Annotated in this window: 20 protein-coding genes; 11 read left to right on the top strand and 9 right to left on the bottom strand. The window is 71.8% G+C overall.

The window, feature by feature from the left end:
• The 3 genes from AUV07_RS01075 to AUV07_RS01065 all read right to left on the bottom strand — a co-directional run.
• Positions 1–1,065 (bottom strand): P-type ATPase (locus AUV07_RS01075; RefSeq protein WP_442922868.1); only part of this gene is annotated, 1,065 nt, incomplete at its 3' end.
• Between the two features lie 2 nt (positions 1,066–1,067).
• Positions 1,068–2,744: a potassium-transporting ATPase subunit KdpA gene (gene kdpA, locus AUV07_RS01070; RefSeq protein ID WP_062633113.1), complete on the bottom strand. Its 1,677-nt coding sequence runs from the start codon at positions 2,742–2,744 to the stop codon at positions 1,068–1,070.
• Positions 2,744–2,833: a potassium-transporting ATPase subunit F gene (locus AUV07_RS01065; protein WP_036292752.1), complete on the bottom strand. Its 90-nt coding sequence runs from the start codon at positions 2,831–2,833 to the stop codon at positions 2,744–2,746. The genes kdpA and AUV07_RS01065 overlap by 1 nt, the downstream gene beginning before the upstream one ends.
• Before the next feature lie 269 nt (positions 2,834–3,102).
• Between AUV07_RS01065 and AUV07_RS01060 the strand changes: the two genes are divergently transcribed.
• Positions 3,103–4,260, top strand: coding sequence for an SLC13 family permease (locus AUV07_RS01060; protein WP_062633368.1), 1,158 nt, complete (start codon positions 3,103–3,105; stop codon positions 4,258–4,260).
• A gap of 71 nt (positions 4,261–4,331) precedes the next feature.
• On the opposite strand, the gene AUV07_RS01055 is transcribed toward AUV07_RS01060, so the two are convergent.
• Positions 4,332–4,925, bottom strand: coding sequence for an FMN-binding negative transcriptional regulator (locus AUV07_RS01055; protein ID WP_062633111.1), 594 nt, complete (start codon positions 4,923–4,925; stop codon positions 4,332–4,334).
• Positions 4,898–5,872, bottom strand: a complete 975-nt coding sequence (locus AUV07_RS01050; RefSeq protein WP_062633109.1) for a DMT family transporter — start codon at positions 5,870–5,872, stop codon at positions 4,898–4,900. The genes AUV07_RS01055 and AUV07_RS01050 overlap by 28 nt, the downstream gene beginning before the upstream one ends.
• Between AUV07_RS01050 and AUV07_RS01045 the strand changes: the two genes are divergently transcribed.
• Entirely contained in the window at positions 5,871–7,277 is a 1,407-nt protein-coding gene (locus AUV07_RS01045; RefSeq protein ID WP_062633107.1) for an aminotransferase-like domain-containing protein, read from the top strand. The genes AUV07_RS01050 and AUV07_RS01045 overlap by 2 nt on opposite strands.
• A 9-nt stretch (positions 7,278–7,286) precedes the next feature.
• Here the strand turns inward: AUV07_RS01045 and AUV07_RS01040 are convergent, their stop codons facing one another.
• Entirely contained in the window at positions 7,287–9,236 is a 1,950-nt protein-coding gene (locus AUV07_RS01040; RefSeq protein WP_442922870.1) for an APC family permease, read from the bottom strand.
• 224 nt (positions 9,237–9,460) lie between these two features.
• On the opposite strand from AUV07_RS01040, the gene AUV07_RS01035 reads away from it, so the two are divergent.
• Positions 9,461–10,549, top strand: coding sequence for a VanZ family protein (locus tag AUV07_RS01035; RefSeq protein WP_062633103.1), 1,089 nt, complete (start codon positions 9,461–9,463; stop codon positions 10,547–10,549).
• Between the two features lie 10 nt (positions 10,550–10,559).
• On the top strand, positions 10,560–11,264 hold the full coding sequence (locus AUV07_RS01030) for a GTP pyrophosphokinase (protein ID WP_025104005.1): 705 nt from the start codon (positions 10,560–10,562) through the stop codon (positions 11,262–11,264).
• Positions 11,265–11,279: 15 nt separating this feature from the next.
• Here AUV07_RS01030 and AUV07_RS01025 read toward each other — a convergent pair whose 3' ends face one another.
• Positions 11,280–12,560: an amidohydrolase gene (locus tag AUV07_RS01025; RefSeq protein ID WP_062633101.1), complete on the bottom strand. Its 1,281-nt coding sequence runs from the start codon at positions 12,558–12,560 to the stop codon at positions 11,280–11,282.
• Between the two features lie 117 nt (positions 12,561–12,677).
• On the opposite strand from AUV07_RS01025, the gene AUV07_RS01020 reads away from it, so the two are divergent.
• The 5 genes from AUV07_RS01020 (at position 12,678) to AUV07_RS01000 (ending at position 17,928) form a co-directional block, all read left to right on the top strand.
• Positions 12,678–14,918: a glycoside hydrolase family 3 N-terminal domain-containing protein gene (locus AUV07_RS01020; RefSeq protein ID WP_062633099.1), complete on the top strand. Its 2,241-nt coding sequence runs from the start codon at positions 12,678–12,680 to the stop codon at positions 14,916–14,918.
• A gap of 155 nt (positions 14,919–15,073) precedes the next feature.
• Entirely contained in the window at positions 15,074–15,400 is a 327-nt protein-coding gene (gene fdxA, locus AUV07_RS01015; RefSeq protein ID WP_025103996.1) for a ferredoxin, read from the top strand.
• Positions 15,397–16,746, top strand: a complete 1,350-nt coding sequence (locus tag AUV07_RS01010; RefSeq protein ID WP_062633097.1) for an FAD-dependent oxidoreductase — start codon at positions 15,397–15,399, stop codon at positions 16,744–16,746. The genes fdxA and AUV07_RS01010 overlap by 4 nt, the downstream gene beginning before the upstream one ends.
• On the top strand, positions 16,743–17,279 hold the full coding sequence (locus AUV07_RS01005) for a flavin reductase family protein (protein ID WP_197462088.1): 537 nt from the start codon (positions 16,743–16,745) through the stop codon (positions 17,277–17,279). Before AUV07_RS01010 ends, AUV07_RS01005 begins: the two co-directional genes overlap by 4 nt.
• Positions 17,280–17,301: 22 nt before the next feature.
• On the top strand, positions 17,302–17,928 hold the full coding sequence (locus AUV07_RS01000; RefSeq protein ID WP_062633094.1) for a superoxide dismutase: 627 nt from the start codon (positions 17,302–17,304) through the stop codon (positions 17,926–17,928).
• 92 nt (positions 17,929–18,020) lie between these two features.
• Here AUV07_RS01000 and AUV07_RS00995 read toward each other — a convergent pair whose 3' ends face one another.
• Positions 18,021–18,287: a metal-sensitive transcriptional regulator gene (locus AUV07_RS00995; protein WP_025103992.1), complete on the bottom strand. Its 267-nt coding sequence runs from the start codon at positions 18,285–18,287 to the stop codon at positions 18,021–18,023.
• Between the two features lie 93 nt (positions 18,288–18,380).
• Here AUV07_RS00995 and AUV07_RS17710 point away from each other — a divergent pair, with 93 nt between their 5' ends.
• Complete coding sequence (locus tag AUV07_RS17710) at positions 18,381–18,545, top strand: hypothetical protein (protein ID WP_197462087.1); 165 nt, start codon at positions 18,381–18,383, stop codon at positions 18,543–18,545.
• The gene (locus AUV07_RS00990) at positions 18,542–20,173 is read left to right on the top strand and encodes an FAD-dependent oxidoreductase (RefSeq protein WP_062633092.1); all 1,632 of its coding nucleotides are present in this window, start codon (positions 18,542–18,544) and stop codon (positions 20,171–20,173) included. The genes AUV07_RS17710 and AUV07_RS00990 overlap by 4 nt, the downstream gene beginning before the upstream one ends.
• Before the next feature lie 12 nt (positions 20,174–20,185).
• Here the strand turns inward: AUV07_RS00990 and AUV07_RS00985 are convergent, their stop codons facing one another.
• Positions 20,186–21,193 carry a LacI family DNA-binding transcriptional regulator gene (locus tag AUV07_RS00985; protein WP_062633090.1) on the bottom strand — a complete coding sequence of 336 codons (1,008 nt, stop codon included), beginning with the start codon at positions 21,191–21,193 and terminating at the stop codon, positions 20,186–20,188.
• Positions 21,194–21,251: the final 58 nt, after the last annotated feature.

Genomic DNA, 21,251 nt, shown 5'->3' with positions numbered 1-21,251 from the left:
CGCGGCCTCCACCGCCCGCCCCGACATCGCCAGCACGTTGCGCTGCACGAGCCGGTCCATGCCCGCGATGCCGATGGCGGAGAGAAGGGCGCCGATCGTGGTCGGGATGAGGCAGACGAGCAGGGCGATGAGGACGGGGATGCTCACCGGCGACGCCGCGTACGAGGCGATCGGATTCAGTGCGAGGACGACGACGACGAACACGATCGACAGGCTCGCGAGGAGGATGTTCAGGGCGATCTCGTTCGGGGTGCGCTGCCGGCTCGCCCCCTCGACGAGGGCGATCATGCGGTCGACGAACGTCTCGCCGGGCTTCGACGTGATGCGCACGACGATCTGATCCGACAGCACCCGCGTGCCGCCGGTGACGGCACTGCGGTCGCCGCCCGATTCGCGGACCACGGGGGCGCTCTCGCCGGTGATGGCCGACTCGTCCACGGTGGCGATGCCCGCGACGATGTCGCCGTCGCCCGGGATCAGCTCGCCCGCGGAGACGATCACGAGGTCGTCGCGCCGCAGCTCCGCCGACGACACCGTCTCCGTCGGCGCTTCGACAAGCTCAGCGACCCACTCCGCGCCTTGAGTCCCTGAGCCGAGGCCTTGGGTCCCTGAGCCGCCACCTTGGGTCCCTGAGCCGCCACCTTGGGTCCCTGAGCTTGTCGAAGGGCCCACCACCCGTCGCGCCATCGTCTGGGTGCGAGTGTTCCGCAGGCTCGCGGCCTGGGCCTTGCCGCGCCCCTCGGCGACCGACTCGGCAACGTTCGCGAAGAACACGGTCAACCAGAGCCAGATCGCGATGCCCCACGTGAATGCGGCCGGGACGGGGGTGCCGCCGGAGGAGGCGGGTCCGCCGAGGAAGGGCTCCGCGATCGCGAGAACGGTCGTGAACGCGGCGCCGACCCAGACGAGGAGCATCACGGGGTTGCGCACGAGTGTCGCGGGGTTGAGTTTCCGGAGCGCGCCAGGGAGCGCCTGCGCGAGCTGGGCGCCGCCGAACGAGCGTGGGGGACGGGCGGGGGCCGCGGGGGCGTCCTGCTGTTCGGGAGGGGTGGTCAGGAGGGTCATGGTCAGAGTCCTTCGGCGAGCGGTCCCAGTGCGAGCACGGGGAAGTAGGTGAGGGCCGTCACGACGACGGTCACGGTGAGGAGCAGGCCGACGAACTGCGGCCGGTGGGTGGGGAGCGTGCCGGTCGTGGCCGGCACCCGCTCCTGCGCGGCGAACGACCCGGCGAGGGCCAGCACGAGCACGATCGGGAGGAAGCGCCCGAGCAGCATCGCGACGCCCAGGGCGGTGTTGAACCACGGGGTGTTCGCGGTGAGCCCGGCGAACGCGGAGCCGTTGTTGTTCGCGGCCGAGGTGAACGCGTACAGCACCTCGCTCATGCCGTGCACGCCCGGGTTGAGGATGCTCGTGGACTCCACGTCCTCGCGGATGCCGGGGATCGCGAAGCTCAGGGCCGTGCCGCCGAGGACGAGCACGGGGACCACGAGGATGTAGAGGCTCGCGAGGGTCATCTCCCGCGGGCCGATGCGCTTCCCGAGCCACTCCGGGGTGCGGCCGACGAGCAGCCCGCCGACGAAGACCGCGACGATCGCGAGCACGAGCATCCCGTAGAGACCGGAGCCGACGCCGCCCGGAGCGACCTCGCCGAGCATCATGTTGAGCATCGGCATCATGCCGCCGAGCGCGGTGTACGAGTCGTGCATCGAGTTCACGGCCCCGGTCGAGGTGAGGGTGCTCGCGCTGCCGAAGAGGGTCGAGCCGAGGATGCCGAAGCGCTGCTCCTTGCCCTCCATCGCCGCCCCGGCGAGTTCGGGCGCGGCGCCGCGTCCCGCCAGCTCCAGGGCCGAGAGTGCGGCGAGCGAGGCGAGGAACAGGGTGCCCATGACCGCGACGATCGCGTACCCCTGCCGGTGGTCGCCGACCAGTCGGCCGAACGTGCGGGGGAGGGCGAACGGGATCACCAGGATCAGCAGCACCTCGAGGAGGTTCGTCCATCCGGTCGGGTTCTCGAAGGGGTGGGCGGAGTTGGCGTTGAAGAAGCCGCCGCCGTTGGTGCCGAGCAGCTTGATGGCCTCCTGCGACGCGACCGGACCGCCGGGGATCGTCTGCGTGCCGCCGGAGACCGTGGCGACGTCGGTGAAGCCGTTCACGTTCTGGATCACGCCGCCCGCGAGCAAGGCCACCGCGCCGATCAGGGCGAGCGGGAGCAGCAGCCGCCCCAGACCGCGGGTGAGGTCGACCCAGAAGTTGCCGATCGTCGCGGAGCCACGGCGCGCGAGACCGCGGATCAGGGCGATGGCGATGGTGAGGCCGACGGCGGCGGAGACGAAGTTCTGCACCGTGAGGCCCGCGAGCTGCACCGTGTAGCCCATGGTCTGCTCGGGCGAGTACGACTGCCAGTTGGTGTTCGCGACGAAGGACGCGGCGGTGTTGAACGCGAGTCCCTCCGGCACGGCGGGCAGGCCGAGCGACGCGGGGAGGAAGGCCTGGAGCCGCTGCAGCCCGTAGACGAGCAGGAGGCCGACGAGCGAGAACAGCAGCACGCTGCGGGCGTAGGCGCGCCAGGTCTGCTCGGAGCGGGGGTCGACGCCGATCACCCGGTAGAGCCCGCGCTCGACGCGCAGGTCGCGGCCGGAGGTGTAGACGTGCGCGATGTAGTCGCCGAGGGGGCGGTAGAGGAGCACGAGCACGACCACGACGGCCGTGATCTGCAGGACGCCGTACAGGACCGTCGCGTCCATCAGAAGCGCTCCGGGGCGACGAGCGCCACGACGAGGTAGACGACCGCGGCGACGGCGAGGACGGCGGCGAGGATCTCGAAGACGATCATGCGCGGTCCACCGCCTTGGCGATGAGGGACACGAGGGCGAACAGCGCCAGGGTCAGCGCGAGGTAGATGATGTCGAGCACGTCCTCGATCCAACTGCGCCGCCCCGCCGCATCCCTCGATCCTCACGTTTCCCCTACGCCCGTTCCCCGGATGCATGCGGGTTGCTCACGGACGGCCTTCGAATCGCGCACCTGGTCCCCAACCCGCCGTCGATGCAGCCAGGTGCGCGATTCGAAAGGGGGCGCCGGCCCTATGCTCACGAGGTGGGAATCAGAAGGAAGCGGATCGGCGTCGGGACGGGGATCGTCGCCGGGCTCGTGGCGGTCGCGCTCGTGTGCGCGCTCACGGGGTTCCTGCCGCGCACGGACGCCGGTGCACTCGGGGAACGGATCGCGCCCGTGCTGGGGTTCGTCGTCGCGATCACGATCGTCGCCGAGCTCGCCCGTGATGCGGCGGTGTTCGACGTCGTCTCGCAGCGCCTCGCGCGGTGGGGTCGTGGCCGCGTGGTCGTGCTGTGGGCGCTGGTGGTCGTGCTCGCCGTGGTGAGTACCGTGTTCCTCTCGCTCGACACGACCGCCGTGATCGTCACCCCTGTGGTCGTCGTGCTGGCGCAGAGCATCGGCGTCTCCCCGCTGCCGTTCGCCCTGGCCACCGTCTGGCTCGCCAACACCGCGTCCCTCGCCCTGCCGGTCTCGAACCTCACGAACCTGCTCGCCGCGCCCGCGATGGGGGAAGGCCCCGGGGTGTTCATCGCGCTGAGCTGGGCGCCCACGCTCGTGGGGATCCTGGTGCCGGTCGCGATCCTCACGGTCCTGCATCGGCGCACGGTCTTCGGTACGTACGAGACGCCCGAGCCCCGACGCCCCGCCGATCCGACGCTGTTCTGGAGCGCCACCGGCATCCTCGTCGTGCTGATGCCGCTGCTCGCCCTGACCCCCGACGTGTGGATCCCCGCCACGGTCGCGGCTCTCGCGTTGATCGCGCTGTTCGCCGTCCGCCGCCGCCACGCTCTGCGACTGTCGCTCGTCCCGTGGCAGGCGCTCGCGCTCGCCGCGTCGCTGTTCGTGCTGGTCGAGACCGCACACGCGCAGGGGTTGCTCGAGTTCCTGACGTCGCCCACCGCGAACGGCGACTCTCTCGGCGACCTGTTCCGGCTCGCGGCGCTCGGGGCTGTGAGCGCGAACGCGATCAACAACCTCCCGGCCTACCTCGTGCTCGAACCGGCGGCCGGGGACCCGGTCGCCCTGATGGCCCTGCTGATCGGTGTGAACCTCGGTCCGCTCATCACGCCGTGGGCCTCGCTCGCGACACTCCTCTGGCACCATCGCGTGACGGCGCTCGGGGTCGAGATCCGCTGGGGCCGCTTCGCGCTCTGGGGGGCCGTCGCCGCGGTGCCCACCGTGGCCCTCGCCACGCTGGCCCTCTGACCCCGTTTCGAATCGCTCGCTTTGCTGCACATCCGGCCGAGATGGAGCAAAGCGCGCGATTCGAACGGGGGTCAGACGCGACGCATCTCGGCGGCCAGGGCGGGGTGGACCGCGTCGAACCGGGCGGCGATGCGCTCGCGCACCTCGGGGGCCTTGTTCTGGCTGAGCTTGGCACGCGCCTCGAACCGAGTGACCCGGAGCCGCAGGCCCACCGTGCCCTTCGCCGCCCGCCGGGTGCCGGGCTCGTCCTCCGCGAGGCTCCGCCCGTGCGGCTGGCCACCCTCGAAGTGGTCGGTGAGCCGGGTGAGCATGGCGTAGTTCTCCTCCGCGGTGAGGATCTCGGGGGTGCCGGAGAGGTGCGCGGTGACGTGGTTCCACGTCGGGACGAGGTCACCGGGTGCATAGAGGCTCGAGGACACGTAGTCGTGCGGCCCCTGGATGATCACCAGGACCTCGTGTCGACCGAGCTCGTGCAGCTCGTCGTCCGGACGCCCGAAGTGGCTCACGAGCACGATGTCGTCCTCGCCCTCCTCGAGCAGTACCGGGTAGTGCGAGGCGACGAGTCCGGCGGAGGTCGGCGAGACGAACGTCGCCCACGGGTGGGCGCGGATGAGGCGCTTGACCTCGTCGGGGTCGGTCATGAGGTAGCGGGGGGTGTGACGCACGGCGCCTCCTGTCGGGTGGGGGTGGGGGTGGGACGAGAGCTGCGGGTGCGCACGGCGAGCCCGGCGCACACGACGACGGCGAGCCCGCCGAGCACCGTGGCCACACCGACGTCCTCATGGAAGAGGAAGGCGGCCCAGGTGATGCCCATGACGGGCTGGACGAGCTGGATCTGACTCACCTGCGCCATCGGGCCGATGGCGAGGCCGCGGTACCAGGCGAAGAATCCGAGGAACATGCTGACCGCGGCCAGGTAGGCGAATGCGAGCCACGCGGTGGGGCTGGCGATGGGCGGGGCGGCGACCCCGGCGGCCACGGCCACCGCGAGCATGACGGGAGCTGCGAGCACCAGGGCCCAGGAGATCGTCTGCCAGGCGCCGAGCTCGCGCGCGAGCAGGCCGCCCTCCGCGTAGCCGACGGCCGCCGCGATCACGGCGCCGAACAGCTGGAGGTCGGCGGGGCGGAGGGCGCCGGGCGTGCCGTTCTGCACCGTCGCGAAGACGAGGGCCGCCGCGGACCCGAGAAGCGCGAACACCCAGAACGAGGCGGACGGGCGCTCGCGGGTGCGCAGCACGACGGCCACGGCGGTCGCGGCGGGGAGGAGGCCGATCACCACCGCGCCGTGGCTCGCCGGCGTCGTGGTCATCGCGAACGAGGTCAGCAGCGGGAAGCCGGCGACCACACCGAGGGCGACGATCGCGAGTCGTGCCCACTGGATCGGGCTCGGCGGCTGTTGACGCGTGACGAGGAGGACGACCGCGGCGAGCACGGCGGCGACGACCGCGCGCGCGGAGCCGATGAACAGCGGCGAGAGTCCGCCGCCGAGCGCGATCCGCGTGAAGGGGAGCGTGAACGAGAAGGCGACGACGCCCAGCAGCCCCCAACCGGGACCGGCGGCGCGGGATAGCAGTGTTCCGTTCGGACGGATAACGCTACTGTGTTCTTTCATGAGTCAGGATAGCACCGCGCGCATCGTGGCCGGCCTGCGGGCGTGGATCGCCGCCGTCGCTCCCGGCGCCCGCCTCCCCTCCAACCGCGCGCTGACGGCCGAGTACGCGGCGAGCCCCGTGACCGTGCAGAAGGCTGTGCAGCAGCTCGTCCGCCTCGGGCTCGTGGACGCGCGACCCGGCGTCGGCACGTTCGTCCGCGCGGCGCGCACGGTCCTGCCGGCGGACTACGGCTGGCAGTCCGGAGCGCTGGGGGCCGCCGCCGTACGCCTGGACGGCCTCTCCTCGGCGCAGCGCCCGACCTCGCCGGACGCGATCGGGCTGCACTCCGGGTATCCGGCTCCGGACCTCCTCCCCGAGCGGCTCGTCCGGCAGGCCCTCGTCCGCGCCTCCCGGACCGCGTCCGCCCTCACCCGCTCGCCCGCAGCCGGCGAGCCCGGGCTGCAGGAGTGGTTCGCGGCGGAACTGGCCGCCGCGGCCCCGGCGGGGATCACGGTGCCGACCGCCCGCGACGCCGTCGTCATCTCCGGAAGCCAGAGCGGGCTGAGCTCGATCTTCCGGGCGGTCGTCGGCGTCGGCCGGCCGCTGCTCATCGAGTCGCCGACCTACTGGGGCGCCCTGCTCGCGGCGGAGCAGGCGGGGGTCGTGCTCGTTCCCGTCCCCTCCGGGCCGCAGGGCCCGGATCCGGACGCGGTCGACAGGGCGCTCGCCGAGACCGGAGCCCGGGCGTTCTACGCGCAGCCCACGTTCGCGAACCCCACCGGCGCGCAGTGGCCGGCGGCGACCGGGGAGGCCGTGCTCGACGCGGTCCGTCGCCACGGCGCCTTCCTCATCGAGGACGACTGGGCGCACGACCTCGGCATCGACGCCGACCCGCGCCCCGTTGCCGCCTCCGACCACGACGGCCATGTGGTGTACCTGCGCTCGCTGACGAAGAGCGTGTCGCCGTCCCTGCGGGTGGCGGCGGTGATCGCGCGCGGTCCCGCCCGGGATCGCATCCTCGCCGATCGCGCGGCGGAGTCGATGTACGTCAGCGGCCTCCTGCAGGCCGCCGCCCTCGACGTGGTGACGCAGCCGGCCTGGCGCACACACCTCCGCGGCTTCCGGGAGCAGCTGCGCTCCCGACGCGACCTCCTGCTGTCGTGCCTGACCGCCCAGGCGCCGACCGCGCTGGTGGAGGCCGTGCCGGTGGGCGGGCTGAACCTCTGGCTCCGGCTGCCCGACGGCACCGACGCCGCAGCCGTCGTCCGGGAGTGCGCGGCGCGCGGCCTCGTCATCGCGCCGGGGACCGAGTGGTTCCCCGCGGAGCCCTCCGGTTCCTACCTGCGGCTCAACTACGCGAGCGCCGACCCGTCCCGTTTCCCCGAGGCCGCGACGATCCTCGGCGCGGTCCTCGCCGGCTCCTGACCGCCGCCGTCAGGACTCGGACGGCGGCCCGGCGGGGCGGTGCGCCCGCCGCCCCGACACCACGACCGGCCGCCCCGCCCGCTCCTGCCCGGGCAGCGGACGCGAGCGCCGCCCGTAGATGAGCTCGGACGAATCGAGCAGCCACGGCACCAGGGTGATCGACACCCCGTGCACGAGCATGAGCTGGTTCGCGAGGCGGCGGGCGCGCCGGTTGTGCAGGAAGTTCTCCCACCAGTGCCCCACGATGTACTGCGGCAGGTAGACCGTGACGACGGAGGAGCCGTGCTTCTCGCGGTACTGCCGGATGAACTGGGTCACGGGCTGGGCGAACGAGCGGTACGGCGACTCGACGATCACGAGCGGCACCGGCACGAGGTGGTCGGTCCACTCCTGCTGCAGGCGCGCAGCGTCGTCCTGCGACACGGCCACGTGCACGGCGAGGGTCTTGTCGTGCTTGGCGGCGATCGCGTAGTCGATGGCCTTCATCACCGGCTTCTGCAGATGGTTCACGAGGACGATCGCGACGTCGCCGGAGGCGCCGAAGCGGGTGGTGTCGTCGATGGCGATCTCGTGCTCGACGTCCCGGTAGTACCGCTTGACGCCGATCATGAGGAACGCGAGCACCGGGATGGCGAAGAACACGAGGTAGGCGCCGTGCGTGAACTTCGTGATCGTCACGATGACCAGCACGAGCACGGTCAGCGTCGCCCCAGCGGAGTTGATGAGCAGCCCCACGCGTGCGGAACGCCGGTCCGCGGCGCCGCCGCCGTTCGGCGGGACGGGTGCCCGGAGCAGGCGTCGCCAGTGCCGCACCATACCGATCTGGCCCAGGGAGAACGACACGAACACGCCGATGATGTAGAGCTGGATCAGCGTCGTCAGCCGGGCCTGGAACACCACGAGCACCGCGATCGCGGCGATCCCGAGGAGGATCATGCCGTTGGAGAACACGAGCCGGTCGCCGCGGGTGTTCAGCGACTTCGGGGCGTAGCCGTCGCGGGCGAGCACGGCCCCGAGCAGGGGGAAGCCGTTGAAGGCGGTGTTCGCCGCGAGGAGCAGCACGCAGGCCGTGGCCGCCTGCACGATGAAGAACGGGATGCTGCCGCCGCCGAACGTCGCCGCGGCGATCTGCGCCATGAGGCTCGGCTGCGGGGTCGTGCAGTCGAACCCGATGAGGTCGCAGGGGTTCTCGGCGTAGTGCACGCCGGCGATGAGGGCGAGGGCGGTGAGTCCGGAGAACAGGCAGATCGCGATGGTCCCCATGAGCACGAGGGTCGACTGGGCGTTGCGCACCTTCGGGGCCCGGAACGCGGGCACGCCGTTCGACACGGCCTCGACCCCGGTCAGCGCGGAGCAGCCGCTGGAGAACGCCCGGAGGATGAGCAGCAGCACGGCCGCCTGGCTGAGGCTCTCCGCCTGCACGGCGAACTCCGCGCTGGACGCGATCGGGGCGTCGCCGAGTGCCGTCCGGACGAGCCCGGTGACGATCATGATGCCGACCGAGCCGATGAACACGTACGTGGGGATGGCGAACACGAGCGACGCCTCGCGTACGCCGCGGAGGTTCACGATGATGATGAGCACGACGAAGCCGACCGCGAGCTCCACGCGGAGCGGGTCGAGCACCGGCAGCGCCGAGATGATGTTGTCCACCCCGGACGCGACCGACACGGCCACCGTGAGCACGTAGTCGACGAGGAGGGCCGCGGCCACGATCACCCCGGGGATCTCGCCGAGGTTCTTCGACGCGACCTCGTAGTCGCCGCCGCCGGAGGGGTACGCCTTGATGAGCTGCCGGTAGCTGAGCACCACCACGAGCAGCAGCACGACGACGGCCGCGGCGACGAGCGGGGTGAACGACAGGAACGTGAGGCCGCCGATGAGCAGGATCATCACGAGCTCCTGCGGGGCGTAGGCCACCGAGCTCAGCGCGTCCGAGGCGAAGATCGGCAGCGCCATGCGCTTGGGGAGGAGCTGCTCGTCGACCTGGGCGCTCGTCAGCGGGTCGCCGAGCAGGATGCGCTTGGCGCGCGGCGGCGCGTCCGGGGTCGGCCTCGTTTGTTCTGACACGTCCGGCGACACTACGCCGACCGGAGGCGCCCTCACGCGATCCTCACGGAATCCCTACGGCCCGGTGGCGCTCCCTCACGGAATCCTCACGGCCTCCCGGTATCCTTGCGTCAGTGGGGGATCAGGTCGTTCTGGGGGTCATCGCCGTGGCGATCGGCCTGGCCGCGGGCGTCGTCCTCTTCGTGCCCTTCGTCGCGATCAGCTACCGCCGCCGCGGACGCCTCTCGCTTGGCCGCACGCTGCTCTGGCTCGCGGCGCTCGTCTACTTCTGGGCCATCTGGACGTACACGCTGCTGCCGCTGCCCGATCCGGACGCCATCCGCTGCGTGGGGGCGATCACCGACCCGATGTCGGTCGTGCGCGACGTGCAGAAGGCGTTCGCGGCGCCGGGCAACCCGCTGCGCCAGCCCGCCCTGCTCCAGCTCGTGTTCAACGTGCTGCTGTTCGTCCCGCTCGGGGCGTTCCTCCGCGTGCTGGGCGGCCGCGGCCTCCCGACCGCGCTCCTCGCCGGCTTCGGGCTCTCGCTGCTCGTGGAGACCACGCAGCTCACCGGTGTCTGGGGTCTGTACCCGTGCGCCTACCGCTTCTTCGACGTCGGCGACCTGATGACGAACACGACCGGAGCCGTGCTCGGCTCGGTGCTCGCTCTCGTGGTGCCCCGGTCGCTGCGCGGCCTGCAGGCGCGGGCGGATGCCGACGAGCCGCGCCCGGTCACCCGGGGTCGCCGCGCGCTGGCGATGCTGTGCGACGGACTCGCGAACGGGTTCGTCGTGCTCGCCGGGGGCGTCGCGGTGCAGCTCTGGCTCGAGTATGTCGTGCAGGACCGTCAGGCCGTGCTCGACGGCACCCTCGCCGGCACGGTGAGCACGGCGGCCGCCTGTGCGCTGTGGCTCGTGGTCATCCTCGTCACCGGCCGCTCGGTGGGAGACCTCGCCGTGCGGCTGCGCTACACCGGGTCGCCGCTGCCGGCCGCGCTCGCCCGGCTGCTGCGCTGGGCGGGCGGCATCGGCGGACTCACGGCTCTCGGGATGCTCGGTGGGGTGTTCGACGCGCTGTCCTCGGTGCTGATCCTCGTCGCGATCGTGCTGCTGTTCACCACCCGCCAGGGGCGCGGCCTCCCCGGTCTACTCTCCGGCCAGCACCTCGAGGACGCCCGCGTCGCGCTCTCGAATCCACAGGGGTTTCCGATCACGGATCGATAACGTCGTCCTCATGAGCGTGATCCCGGTCGACGAGCACCTGATCTCCGAGGCGAAAGAGCTCCGCGACCAGCTGCAGCGCTTCCTCCGCGAGTACGAGTTCGGGATGCGCGAGGTGGAGACGAAGATCTCGATCCTCCGCGACGAGTTCACCCACGATCACGCGTACAACCCCATCGAGCACGTGAAGAGCCGGCTGAAGTCGCCGGACAGCATCGTCGAGAAGATCGCCAGGAAGGGCATCGACGACCCCGACTTCGACCGCATCCGTGCCGAGATCACCGACATCGCCGGAGTGCGGGTGACGTGCAGCTTCGTCGCGGACGTCTACCGGCTGTTCGATCTGCTGACCGCGCAGGACGACGTGACCGTCCGCACGGTGAAGGACTACATCGCGAACCCGAAGCCGAACGGGTACAAGAGCCTGCACGCCATCATCGAGGTCCCCGTCTTCCTCTCGACGGGCGCGCTGTCCGTGCCGGTCGAGGTGCAGTTCCGCACCATCGCGATGGACTTCTGGGCGAGCCTGGAGCACAAGATCTACTACAAGTTCTCCAACCAGGTGCCCGCGCACCTCGTCGACAGCCTCAGCGACGCCGCCGACGCCGCTGCCGAACTCGACACCCGCATGGAGCGGCTGCACCGCGAGGCGCACGGTGTGCCGCAGCGGCAGCTCGCGCCGCCGCCTCCGCCCGCGCCGGGGATCGTCGAGGTCTGAGCAGCCCGACCCGCGTCAGGCGAGGAACTCGCGGGCAGCGGCGGACATCGCCGTGACCCCCACCTCGATCGTCGGATGGATCTCCGGCGCGAAGAACGGCGAGTGGTTCGTGGGGATGTCCTTCGCCACGGTGCCCGCGGCGACGGCCTCGGCGAAGCGGGCGGGGTCCACGCCGCCCCAGAACCAGAACACGAGCGGCACCTCGGCGTCGCGGGCGAACCAGGAGACGTCCTCGCTGCCGGTGAACATGCCGGGGTCGACGACCGCCGACTCCCCGAGCGCCCGACGCAGCGCCGCCGAGACCCGCGCCGTCGCCTCCTCGTCGTTGATCGTGGCGGGGAGCGTGTGCTGCGTGTGGATCTCGGGTTCGCGCTCCGCGCCGGAGGCCATCGCCTCGGCGCGCACGATCCGCTCGACGCTCGTCAGCACCTTCTCCCGCACGTCCTCGTTCGGATAGCGGAGGCTGAGCTCCAGCTTCGCCTCGGCCGGAATGATGTTGTTCTTGAGTCCGGCGTGGATCGAGCCGACCGTCACCACGGCCACGCCCTGCGGGTCGATCTCGCGCGAGGCGATCGTCTGCAGGCGCATCACGGTCGCGGCCGCCATCACGACCGGGTCGATCGTGGCGTGCGGGCGGGAGCCGTGGCCGCCACGGCCGTGCAGGGTGACGGTGAGACCGTCCGACGCCGCCATCTGGGTGCCGCTGCGAACGCCGACGATCCCGGCGGGGAGCGGGGTGACGTGCTGACCGAGCACCACGTCGGGCTTCGGGTAGCGGGCGAGCAGGCCGTCGTCGAGCATCGCCCTGGCACCGGCGCCGTACTCCTCGGCAGGCTGGATGAGCACGACGAGGGTGCCCGACCACTCCGCGCGCGTGGCCACGAGCTTCTCGACCGCGCCGATCATCGCGGTGACGTGCATGTCGTGGCCGCACGCGTGCATCACCGGCACGGTGGTGCCGGCCGGGTCGACACCCTTCGCGGTGCTCGCGTACGCCAGCCCCGTCTGCTCCTCGACCGGGAGGGCGTCCATGTCGGCACGCACCCACACCACCGGCCGCGGGAACTCACCCTGGGTCCCTGAGCTCGTCGAAGGGCCTGAGCTCGTCGAAGGGCCTGAGCCCGTCGAAGGGTTCCGCAGCACCCCGACCACGCCGGTCACGCCGACCCCCTCCTCGACGTCGAGCCCGAGGTCGCGCAGGTGCTGGGCGGCGATGCCCGCCGTCCTGGTCTCCTGGAACGACAGCTCCGGGTGCTGGTGCAGATCGATGTAGAGCGCTTCGAGGTCGATGGCCATGCGCCCGAGCCTAGCCGGGAGGATTCTCGAACCGGCGGGAACGGCGTGCCCTCGACGGCGATCCCGCTCGGATCGGTGAGGATGTGAGACCCCCCACCCGCCCGACGGAAACGCGACATGACGACCACTGCACTGCCCTATCAGGACCCCGACCTCACCATCCCCGAACGCGTTGCCGACCTCCTTGCCCGGATGACCGTGGAGGAGAAGGTCGGACAGATGCTCCAGCTCGACGCCCGCGACGACATCGACGACCACGTGCTCCGGCGGCACGCGGGATCGATCCTGCACGCCTCGGACGAGCGTCTGCGTCGCGCTGCCGCCCTGGTCGCGCAGACCCGGCTCGGCATCCCGCTGCTCGTGGGCGAGGACTGCATCCACGGCCACTCGTTCTGGCCCGGTGCCACCATCTACCCGACGCAGCTCGGCATGGCGGCGTCCTGGGACCCGGCGCTCGTCGAGCGCGTGGCGCGGGCGACGGCCGAGGAGGTCGCCGTGACCGGCATCCACTGGACGTTCTCGCCCGTGCTGTGCATCGCCCGCGACCTGCGCTGGGGACGGATGGGGGAGACGTTCGGAGAGGACCCGTTCCTCATCGGGGAGCTTGCGAGCGCGATGGTCCGCGGGTATCAGGGTGACGGGCTCGACGACCCCACGGCCATCCTCGCGACGGCCAAGCACTTCGCCGGCTACTCCGAGACGCAGGGCGGACGCGACGCCAGCGAGGCGGACATCTCCCCGCGCAAGCTGCGCTCCTGGTTCCTGCCGCCGTTCGAGCGGGTCGCCCGCGAGGGCTGCCGGACGTTCATGCTCGGCTACCAGACGACCGACGGGGTGCCGATCACGCTGAACGAGTGGCTGCTCAGCGACGTGCTCCGCGGCGAGTGGGGCTACACCGGCACCCTCATCACGGACTGGGACAACGTGGGCCGGATGGTATGGGGGCAGCGGGTGCAGCCCGACCTCACCCATGCCGCGGCCGCCGCCGTGCGCGCTGGGAACGACATGGTGATGACCACGCCGGGGTTCTTCGAGGGGGCGCTGGACGCGGTCGCCCGGGGGCTGCTGCCGGAGGACGCCTTCGACGACGCGGTCTCCCGCATCCTCACGCTGAAGTTCGAGCTCGGACTCTTCGAGGACCCGCGGCTGCCCCGCGACGACGTGTCCGCCGTGGTCGGCAGCGCCGCACACGCAGACCTCAACCTCGAGATCGCGCGCCGTTCGCTCGTGCTGCTCGAGAACGACGGCGTGCTGCCGCTGGATGCCGCGGCGCCGCTGCGGGTGGCGGTGACCGGGCCGCTCGCGGACGACGCGCAGACGCAGCTCGGCGACTGGGCCGGCGGTTCGGGCCAGGCGGGCTGGCTCGACGGACAGCCCCGCGAGATGATCACGACCGTGCTCGACGGCCTCCGTGCGGTGGACGCGTGGACGGTCACGCATGCACGCGGCGCCGACATCCTCACGCTCGCCGACGACCCCCGCGGCACGCACTTCCCGGACAACCAGCCGCGTCCTCCCGTGGTGCAGCCGTGCCCGCCGGATCCTGCGCTCATCGCGGAGGCGGTGGCCGCTGCCGAGGCCGCCGACGTCGTGGTGGCGGTGGTCGGCGATCGCATCGAGCTCGTGGGCGAGGGGCGGTCCACGGCCACGCTGGAGCTCATCGGCGGCCAGAACGCCCTGCTCGACGCGCTCATCGAGACCGGGAAGCCCGTCGTCGTGGTGCTCCTCGCGTCCAAGCCGCTCGTGCTCCCGCCCTCGGTGCAGCGGGCGGCGGCGGTGGTCTGGGCCGCGAATCCGGGTATGCAGGGCGGACGGGCGCTCGCCGACATCGTCACGGGTGCCGTGGAGCCCTCGGGACGGCTGCCCATCTCGTTCGCGCGGCACGTCGGGCAGCAGCCGACCTACTACAACCAGATCCGTGGTCAGCACGGCGACCGCTACGCCGACCTCACCCAGGCGCCCGCGTGGGCCTTCGGCGAGGGCCGGTCGTACACGACCGTGGCGTACGCGGAGCTGGAGCTGGAGCAGACGGAGCTGCGCCTCGGCGACACCGTGGTGGGGAACGTGACCGTGACGAACACGGGGGACCGGCCCGTCCGCGAGACCGTGCAGGCCTACGTGCGGGACGAGGTGACGAGCGTGAGCTGGACCGACCGCGAGCTCAAGGCCTTCCGGCAGGCGGACCTCGCGCCGGGGGAGAGTGCGCGCGTGCGGATCGAGGTCCCCGTCGCGGACTGCACGATCGTGACCGCCGCCGGCGTCCGGACCGTGGAGCCCGGCGCCTTCACGCTCCTCGTCGGCCCCAGCTCCCGCGAGGAGCACCTCCTCCCCGCCCCCTTCCGTATCTCCCCGGCCTGATTCCCCGAGACCCCGCTTTCCCGCCGAGACCCCGTCGTGTCCGCGCGGCGGAGGCGGGGTCTCGGCGTGAAGTCGGGGTCTCGGCCTCGATTTGACCTCAAGTGCGCTTGAGGTTTTACGGTGGAGGGCGTGAGTGGGACAGAGAAGAAGTCGCGATGACGTATGTGATCGCACTGCCGTGCGTCGACCTCAAGGACAAGGCGTGCATCGACGAATGCCCCGTCGACTGCATCTATGAGGGGGAGCGGTCGCTCTACATCCACCCCGACGAGTGCGTGGACTGCGGAGCGTGCGAGCCGGTGTGCCCCGTCGAGGCGATCTACTACGAGGACGACCTGCCCGACGAGTGGCAGGACTACTACAAGGCCAACGTCGAGTTCTTCGACGAGATCGGCTCGCCCGGCGGCGCCGCCCGCACCGGACTCATCCGGCACGACCACCCGCTCATCGCCGCGCTCCCGCCGCAGGAGGTGCACGAGTGACGCCGCGCATCGCCATCGTCGGCGCGGGCCCCGCGGGCATCTACGCCGCCGACCTCCTCCGGGCGCAGGTGCCGGAGGCGGCCATCGACCTGTACGAGAAGCTCCCCGCTCCGTACGGGCTCGTCCGCTACGGCGTCGCCCCCGACCATCCGCGCATCCGCAAGATCATCGACGCGCTGCACGACGTGCTCCTCCAGCCCGGCATCCGGCTGCGCGCCAACGTCGAGGTCGGCGTCGATGTGACGGTCGACGAGCTCCGCCGGGCGTACGACGGCGTCGTCATCGCGACCGGAGCCGACCGTGACGTGGCGTTCGACGTGCCGGGAGCCGACCTTCCCGGATCGTTCGGCGCCGCGGATTTCGTGGCCTGGTACGACGCGCACCCCGACGTCGCGCGGGGCTGGGGCCTGGAGGCGGAGTCCGTGGCCGTGCTCGGGGCGGGCAACGTGGCCCTCGACGTCACGCGCATCCTCGCGAAGCACGCCGCGGCGCTGGAGTCGACCGACACCCCCGACCACATCCTCGACGCGCTCGCCGCGAGCCGGGTCCGCGACGTGCACCTGTTCGCCCGTCGTGGCCCCGCCGATGTGCGCTTCTCGGCCCTGGAGCTGCGCGAGCTCGGGGAGCAGCACGACGTGGAGGTGATCGTCGATCCCGCCGACCTCGAGCTCGACGACCACGCCGCCCGCATGCTGGAGCAGTTCTCGCAGCGCCGCATCATCGTGCGGACTCTCACGGAATGGGCGCAGCGTCCGTCCACTGGGGCCTCCCGGCGCATCCACCTGCACTTCCGGCATCGACCCGTCCGCGTCCTGGGCGCGGACCGCGTGGAGGGCATCGAGTTCGAGCGCACGGCCTCCGATCCGCTCGGCCGCATGGTCGGCACCGGCGAGCTCGTCCGGTACGAGGTCGGCGCCGTCTACCGTGCGATCGGCTATCTCTCCTCGCCCGTGCCCGGTGTGCCGTTCGACGCGGCACGGGGTATCGTTCCGAACGCGGAGGGGCGGGTGCTCGATGCCGACGGCACGCCCGTCGCCGGCCTCTACGCGACCGGCTGGATCAAGCGCGGGCCGATCGGCCTCATCGGCTCGACCAAGTCCGACGCCGCGCAGACCGTGCAGCATCTCGTGGAGGACCTCGCCGCGACCCCGTCCGCCCGCATCGACCCGGACCCGCCCCTGGACCTCCCCGACGTGGTGGACTGGGAGGGTTGGTTGCGCATCGACGAGGCCGAGCGCCGCGCCGGAGCCGTCCGCGGCCGGGAGCGCACGAAGCTCGTCGACCGCGCGGCCATGCGCGCCCACGCGACCCCCACCCCCATCCCTCTCGAGGAGAGCACCCGATGACCCCCGACCCGCACACCACCCCGCACCCTGCCGCTCCGGTGCCCACGCCGGTCGGGGAGGGGCTCAAGGTGGCGTTCCGCACCCACCCCGCCGGTGTCGCCATCATCACGGCGCAGGGTCCGGACGGCCCCGTCGGCCTCACGGCGTCGAGCGTGTCGTCGGTCGCGGTCGACCCGGCGGCGATCGTGTTCTCGGTGACCAGGGCGACCGGGAGCGCCGGGGCCATCCTCGGCGCCGACACCTTCGTCGTGCACCTCATCGACGACGAGCACTCCGCGCTCGCCCAGAGCTTCGCGGTGAGCGGCTCCGAGCGCTTCACGCCCGAGCAGGGCTGGACGACGCTGCCGACCGGCGAGCCGCACCTGGCGGAGGCCCGTGTCGCGCTGCGCTGCCGGGCGATCCAGACCGTGCCCGTCGGCTCGTCGACCGTGGTGATCGCCGAGGTGCTCGAGGTGCTCACCGGCCGCCCCGCCCGCCCGCTCGTCTACATCGACCGCCGATTCCACGCCCTGTCCCACGACACCGCCCTCTGACCCCGTCACGAAAGGAACCCTCATGTCCACTCCGTACACGCTCCCCGAGCTGCCCTACGACTACTCGGCACTGGAGCCGCACATCTCCGGCAAGATCATGGAGCTACACCACTCCAAGCACCACCAGGCCTACGTGACCGGCGCGAACACGGCGCTGGAGCAGCTCGCGGCGGCCCGCGACAGCGGCGACCTCGGAGCGGTGAACAAGCTCGAGAAAGACCTCGCGTTCAACCTCGGCGGCCACATCAACCACTCCGTGTTCTGGCAGAACCTCTCGCCCGAGGGCGGCGGGGCTCCGGAGGGCGAGCTCTCGGCGGCGCTCGCGGACTCATTCGGGTCGATCGACGGTTTCCGCGCGCACTTCACCGCGACGGCCCTCGGTGTGCAGGGCTCCGGCTGGGCCGTGCTCGCCTGGGACTCGGTGGGCGCTCGTCCCGTGATCTTCCAGCTCTTCGATCAGCAGGGCAACGCGCCGCTCGGCGTCATCCCGCTGCTGCAGCTCGACGTGTGGGAGCACGCCTACTACCTCGACTACCTCAACGTGCGGGCGGACTACGTCAAGGCGTTCTGGAACCTCGTGAACTGGCCCGACGTGCAGCGCCGCTTCGAGACGGCGCGCACCGCGACCACCGGTCTCCTCGTCCCCTGACCCCCCTTCGCCGACCCGGCCCCTTGCGTGCGCCCCGGCCTGTTGCGATCGTCCGCAACGGGCCGGGGTGGCCGCAAGGGGCCGGGTCGTGTTCAGGCGAGGGTGAGGAAGAGCTTCTCCAGGTCGGGGAGGGGGACGGCGTCGTCCTGCGCGGGGTCCTCCAGGCAGGTCTTCATGGCGGAGGCGATGATCTGGAACCCGGCCTTGTCCAGCGCCGAGGTCACCGCGGCCAGCTGCGTGACGACGGCCCGGCAGTCGCCGCCGCTTTCGACCGCGGCGATCACGGCGCCGAGCTGTCCCTGTGCGCGCTTGAGGCGGTTGGCGATCTTGCGCTGCGTGTCGGTGTCGACGGTGGTCATGGTCTCTCCCTGAAGGCCGGCTGTGCGTTCTACTATACCCCTGGGGGTATAGTAGCTGGATACCCACCGGGGTATCAAGTGAGGAGTGAACACATGTGTCGAGCAGCCCGTTGCCGTACCTGCGGGAAGACCACCTGGGCGGGGTGCGGCCAGCACGTCGATGCCGTCCGCCGCACCGTGCCGGCGTCGGACTGGTGCACGGGCCACCCGAAGGACGAGGCCAAGGGTGGTCTCCTGTCCCGGCTGTTCGGCCGATGAGCGCGCCGCTCCGCGTCGTCATCGTCGGTGGCGTCGCCGGCGGCATGTCGGCGGCGACCCGGCTCCGGCGGCTCGATGAGTCCGCGGACATCGTCGTCTTCGAGCGCGGGCCCGAGGTCTCCTACGCCAACTGCGGCCTGCCCTACTACGTGGGCGGCGTGATCGAGGAGCGCGATGCCCTCCTGCTGCAGACTCCGGAGTCGCTGCACCGCCGCTTCCGGATCGACGTCCGCGTCCGTCACGACGTGGTCGGCATCGACACCGCGAGCAAGACGGTCGAGGTCGTCGATCTCGACAGCGGCCACCGCAGCACCCACCCGTACGACCGCCTCGTGCTCGCCACCGGTGCCCGCCCCCGCGGCGACGAGCCGACCGGAGCCCTCCCCGCGCGGAGCCTGCGGACCGTGGCGGATGCCGATGCGATCGACGCGGCCCTCCGCCCCGGGCTGCCGGTGGTCGTCGTGGGCGGCGGGTACACGGGACTCGAGGCCGTGGAGAACCTCGTCGCCCGAGGCGCCGCGGTCACCCTGGTGCAACGCGGTGCCCAGCTGCTCGCCCCGCTGGATCCGGAGATGGCCGCCCCTCTGGCGGCCGAGGTCCGGCGTCGCGGCGTCGACGTGCGCCTCGGCGTCGAGGTCGTGGCCATGGCCGCGGATTCCGTGACCCTGAGCGACGGTGCCACCCTCCCCGCGGAGTTCCTCGTCGACGCCTCCGGGGTCGTGCCCGAGGCCGGACTCGCCCGCGCCGCGGGGATCCGTCTCGGCGAGACCGGCGGCATCGCGGTCGACGATGCCTGCCGCACCAGTGCCCCGGACGTCTTCGCGGTGGGCGACGGCGTCGAGAAGGCCGACCTCATCGGTGGCGGTGCGGCGCTGGTGACCATGGCCGGTCTCGCCAACCGCCACGGCCGCATGGTGGCCGACGTCATCGCGGGTCGGGAGGAGTCGGCGCGCCCCGCGCTCGGCACCGGCATCGTGCAGGTGTTCGGCCTCGCCGCCGCGAAGACCGGTTGGAGCGAGAAGCAGCTCCGTGCCGCGGGCCGCGCGTTCTTCGCCGTGCACGTGCACCCCGGATCGCACGCCGGCTACTACCCGGGCGCGGAGACCCTGTCGATGAAGCTTCTCGCCGACCCCGCCACCGACCGCATCCTCGGGGCGCAGATCGTGGGTCGTGACGGCGTGGACAAGCGGATCGACGTCATCGCGACGGCGCTGCAGGCGGGCGTCACCGCCTCCGGGCTCGCGCACCTGGAGCTCGCGTACGCCCCGCAGTTCGGTTCCGCGAAGGATGCCGTGAACATCCTCGGATACGTGGCCGAGAACACCCGCAACGGCACCACGCCGACCCTCCAGTGGCACGAGCTCGACGACGCCCTGCGTGCGGGAGCCGCCCTCATCGACGTCCGCTCCGAGGCCGAGCATGCGAACGGCGCCATCCCCGGCGCCAGGAACATCCCGCTCGACGAACTGCGCGACCGCCTCGACGAACTGCCCGAGGGGCCTCTGGTGGTGCACTGCCAGGTCGGCCTTCGGGGGCACATCGCCACCCGGCTGCTGCGGCAGCACGGGCGCGCGGTGCGCAATCTCGACGGCGGCTACCGGACTTGGAAGGACGCGACCGCGGCCTGATCCCCGGTCGGCTCAGACGAGTCGCGCCGTCGTGCCTCGGACGTTGAGCTCGTACGGCAGGGCGGCGGGCGGCCGCACGGCATCGGGGTCGGTGAGCTTCGCGAGGACCGCATCGGCCGCCCGCTCGCCCTGCCCGAGCGGGAACTGGTCGACCGTGGTGAGACGGAAGAACTCGCCGAGCTCATGGCCGTCGATGCCCACGATGGACAGGTCGCCCGGCACCGCGAAGCCGAGGTCGCGGGCGGCGAGGAGCGCCCCGATCGCCATCTCGTCCGAGGCGGCGAACACCGCGGTGGGGCGAGGCCCCGGGCGCCCGAGGAGCTGCTTCGCGGCGCGGTAGCCGCCCTCGACCGTGAAGTCGGCGGGCTCCAGGAACGCGGGGTTCAGGGGGACGTCGGCCTTCGCCAGCGCCCTCTCGAAGCCGAGCCGGCGATTCGTGGGGATGTGGAAGTCGATGTCGAACTCGGGGTTCGCGCCGATGTGCGCGATCTCCGTGTGCCCGAGCCCGAGCAGGTGCTCCGTCGCGAGCTGGGCCACGGCGACGTCGTCGACCGTGAGGGTGTCGAGCTTCGGGTTCGGGCCCCCGATCGCGATCACGGGGAGCCCGAGGTCGAGGAGCTGCTGGGTCTCGTCCTCGTCCAGCTCGATGGACACGGCGATCACGGCGTCCACGCGCTGGCGGCGCAGGAACGTGTCGAAGACGTGGCGGCGCACGTCCTTGTCGGCGGTGATGTTGTAGAGCGTGATGTCGTAGCCCGCACGCATGAGTGCGGCGGACACCCCCGACAGCACGGTGCTGAAGAACCAGCGGTCGAGGAACGGCACGACGACCCCGATGTTGCGCGTGCGCCCCGACGCGAGACTCGAGGCGCGGGAGGACACGACGTACCCGAGGGAGGTGGCAGCCGCCTGTACGCGCTCGCGCGCCGACTCGGACACGTGCCCGCGGCCGCTCAGCGCGCGGGAGACCGTCGCGGTGGAGACGCCGGCGAGCCGGGCGACCTCGTCGATGCTCGCCATCGTCTGTCCTTCGGATCGGAGACGCCCGTGACACGCCCCGGGTGGAGCGCGCCACGGG

This window comes from Microbacterium sp. CH1 (genome assembly GCF_001595495.1).
GTDB lineage: Bacteria > Actinomycetota > Actinomycetes > Actinomycetales > Microbacteriaceae > Microbacterium.
Note: the sequence above shows the minus strand (reverse complement) of the source record. Positions and strands in the feature narration are given on the sequence as shown.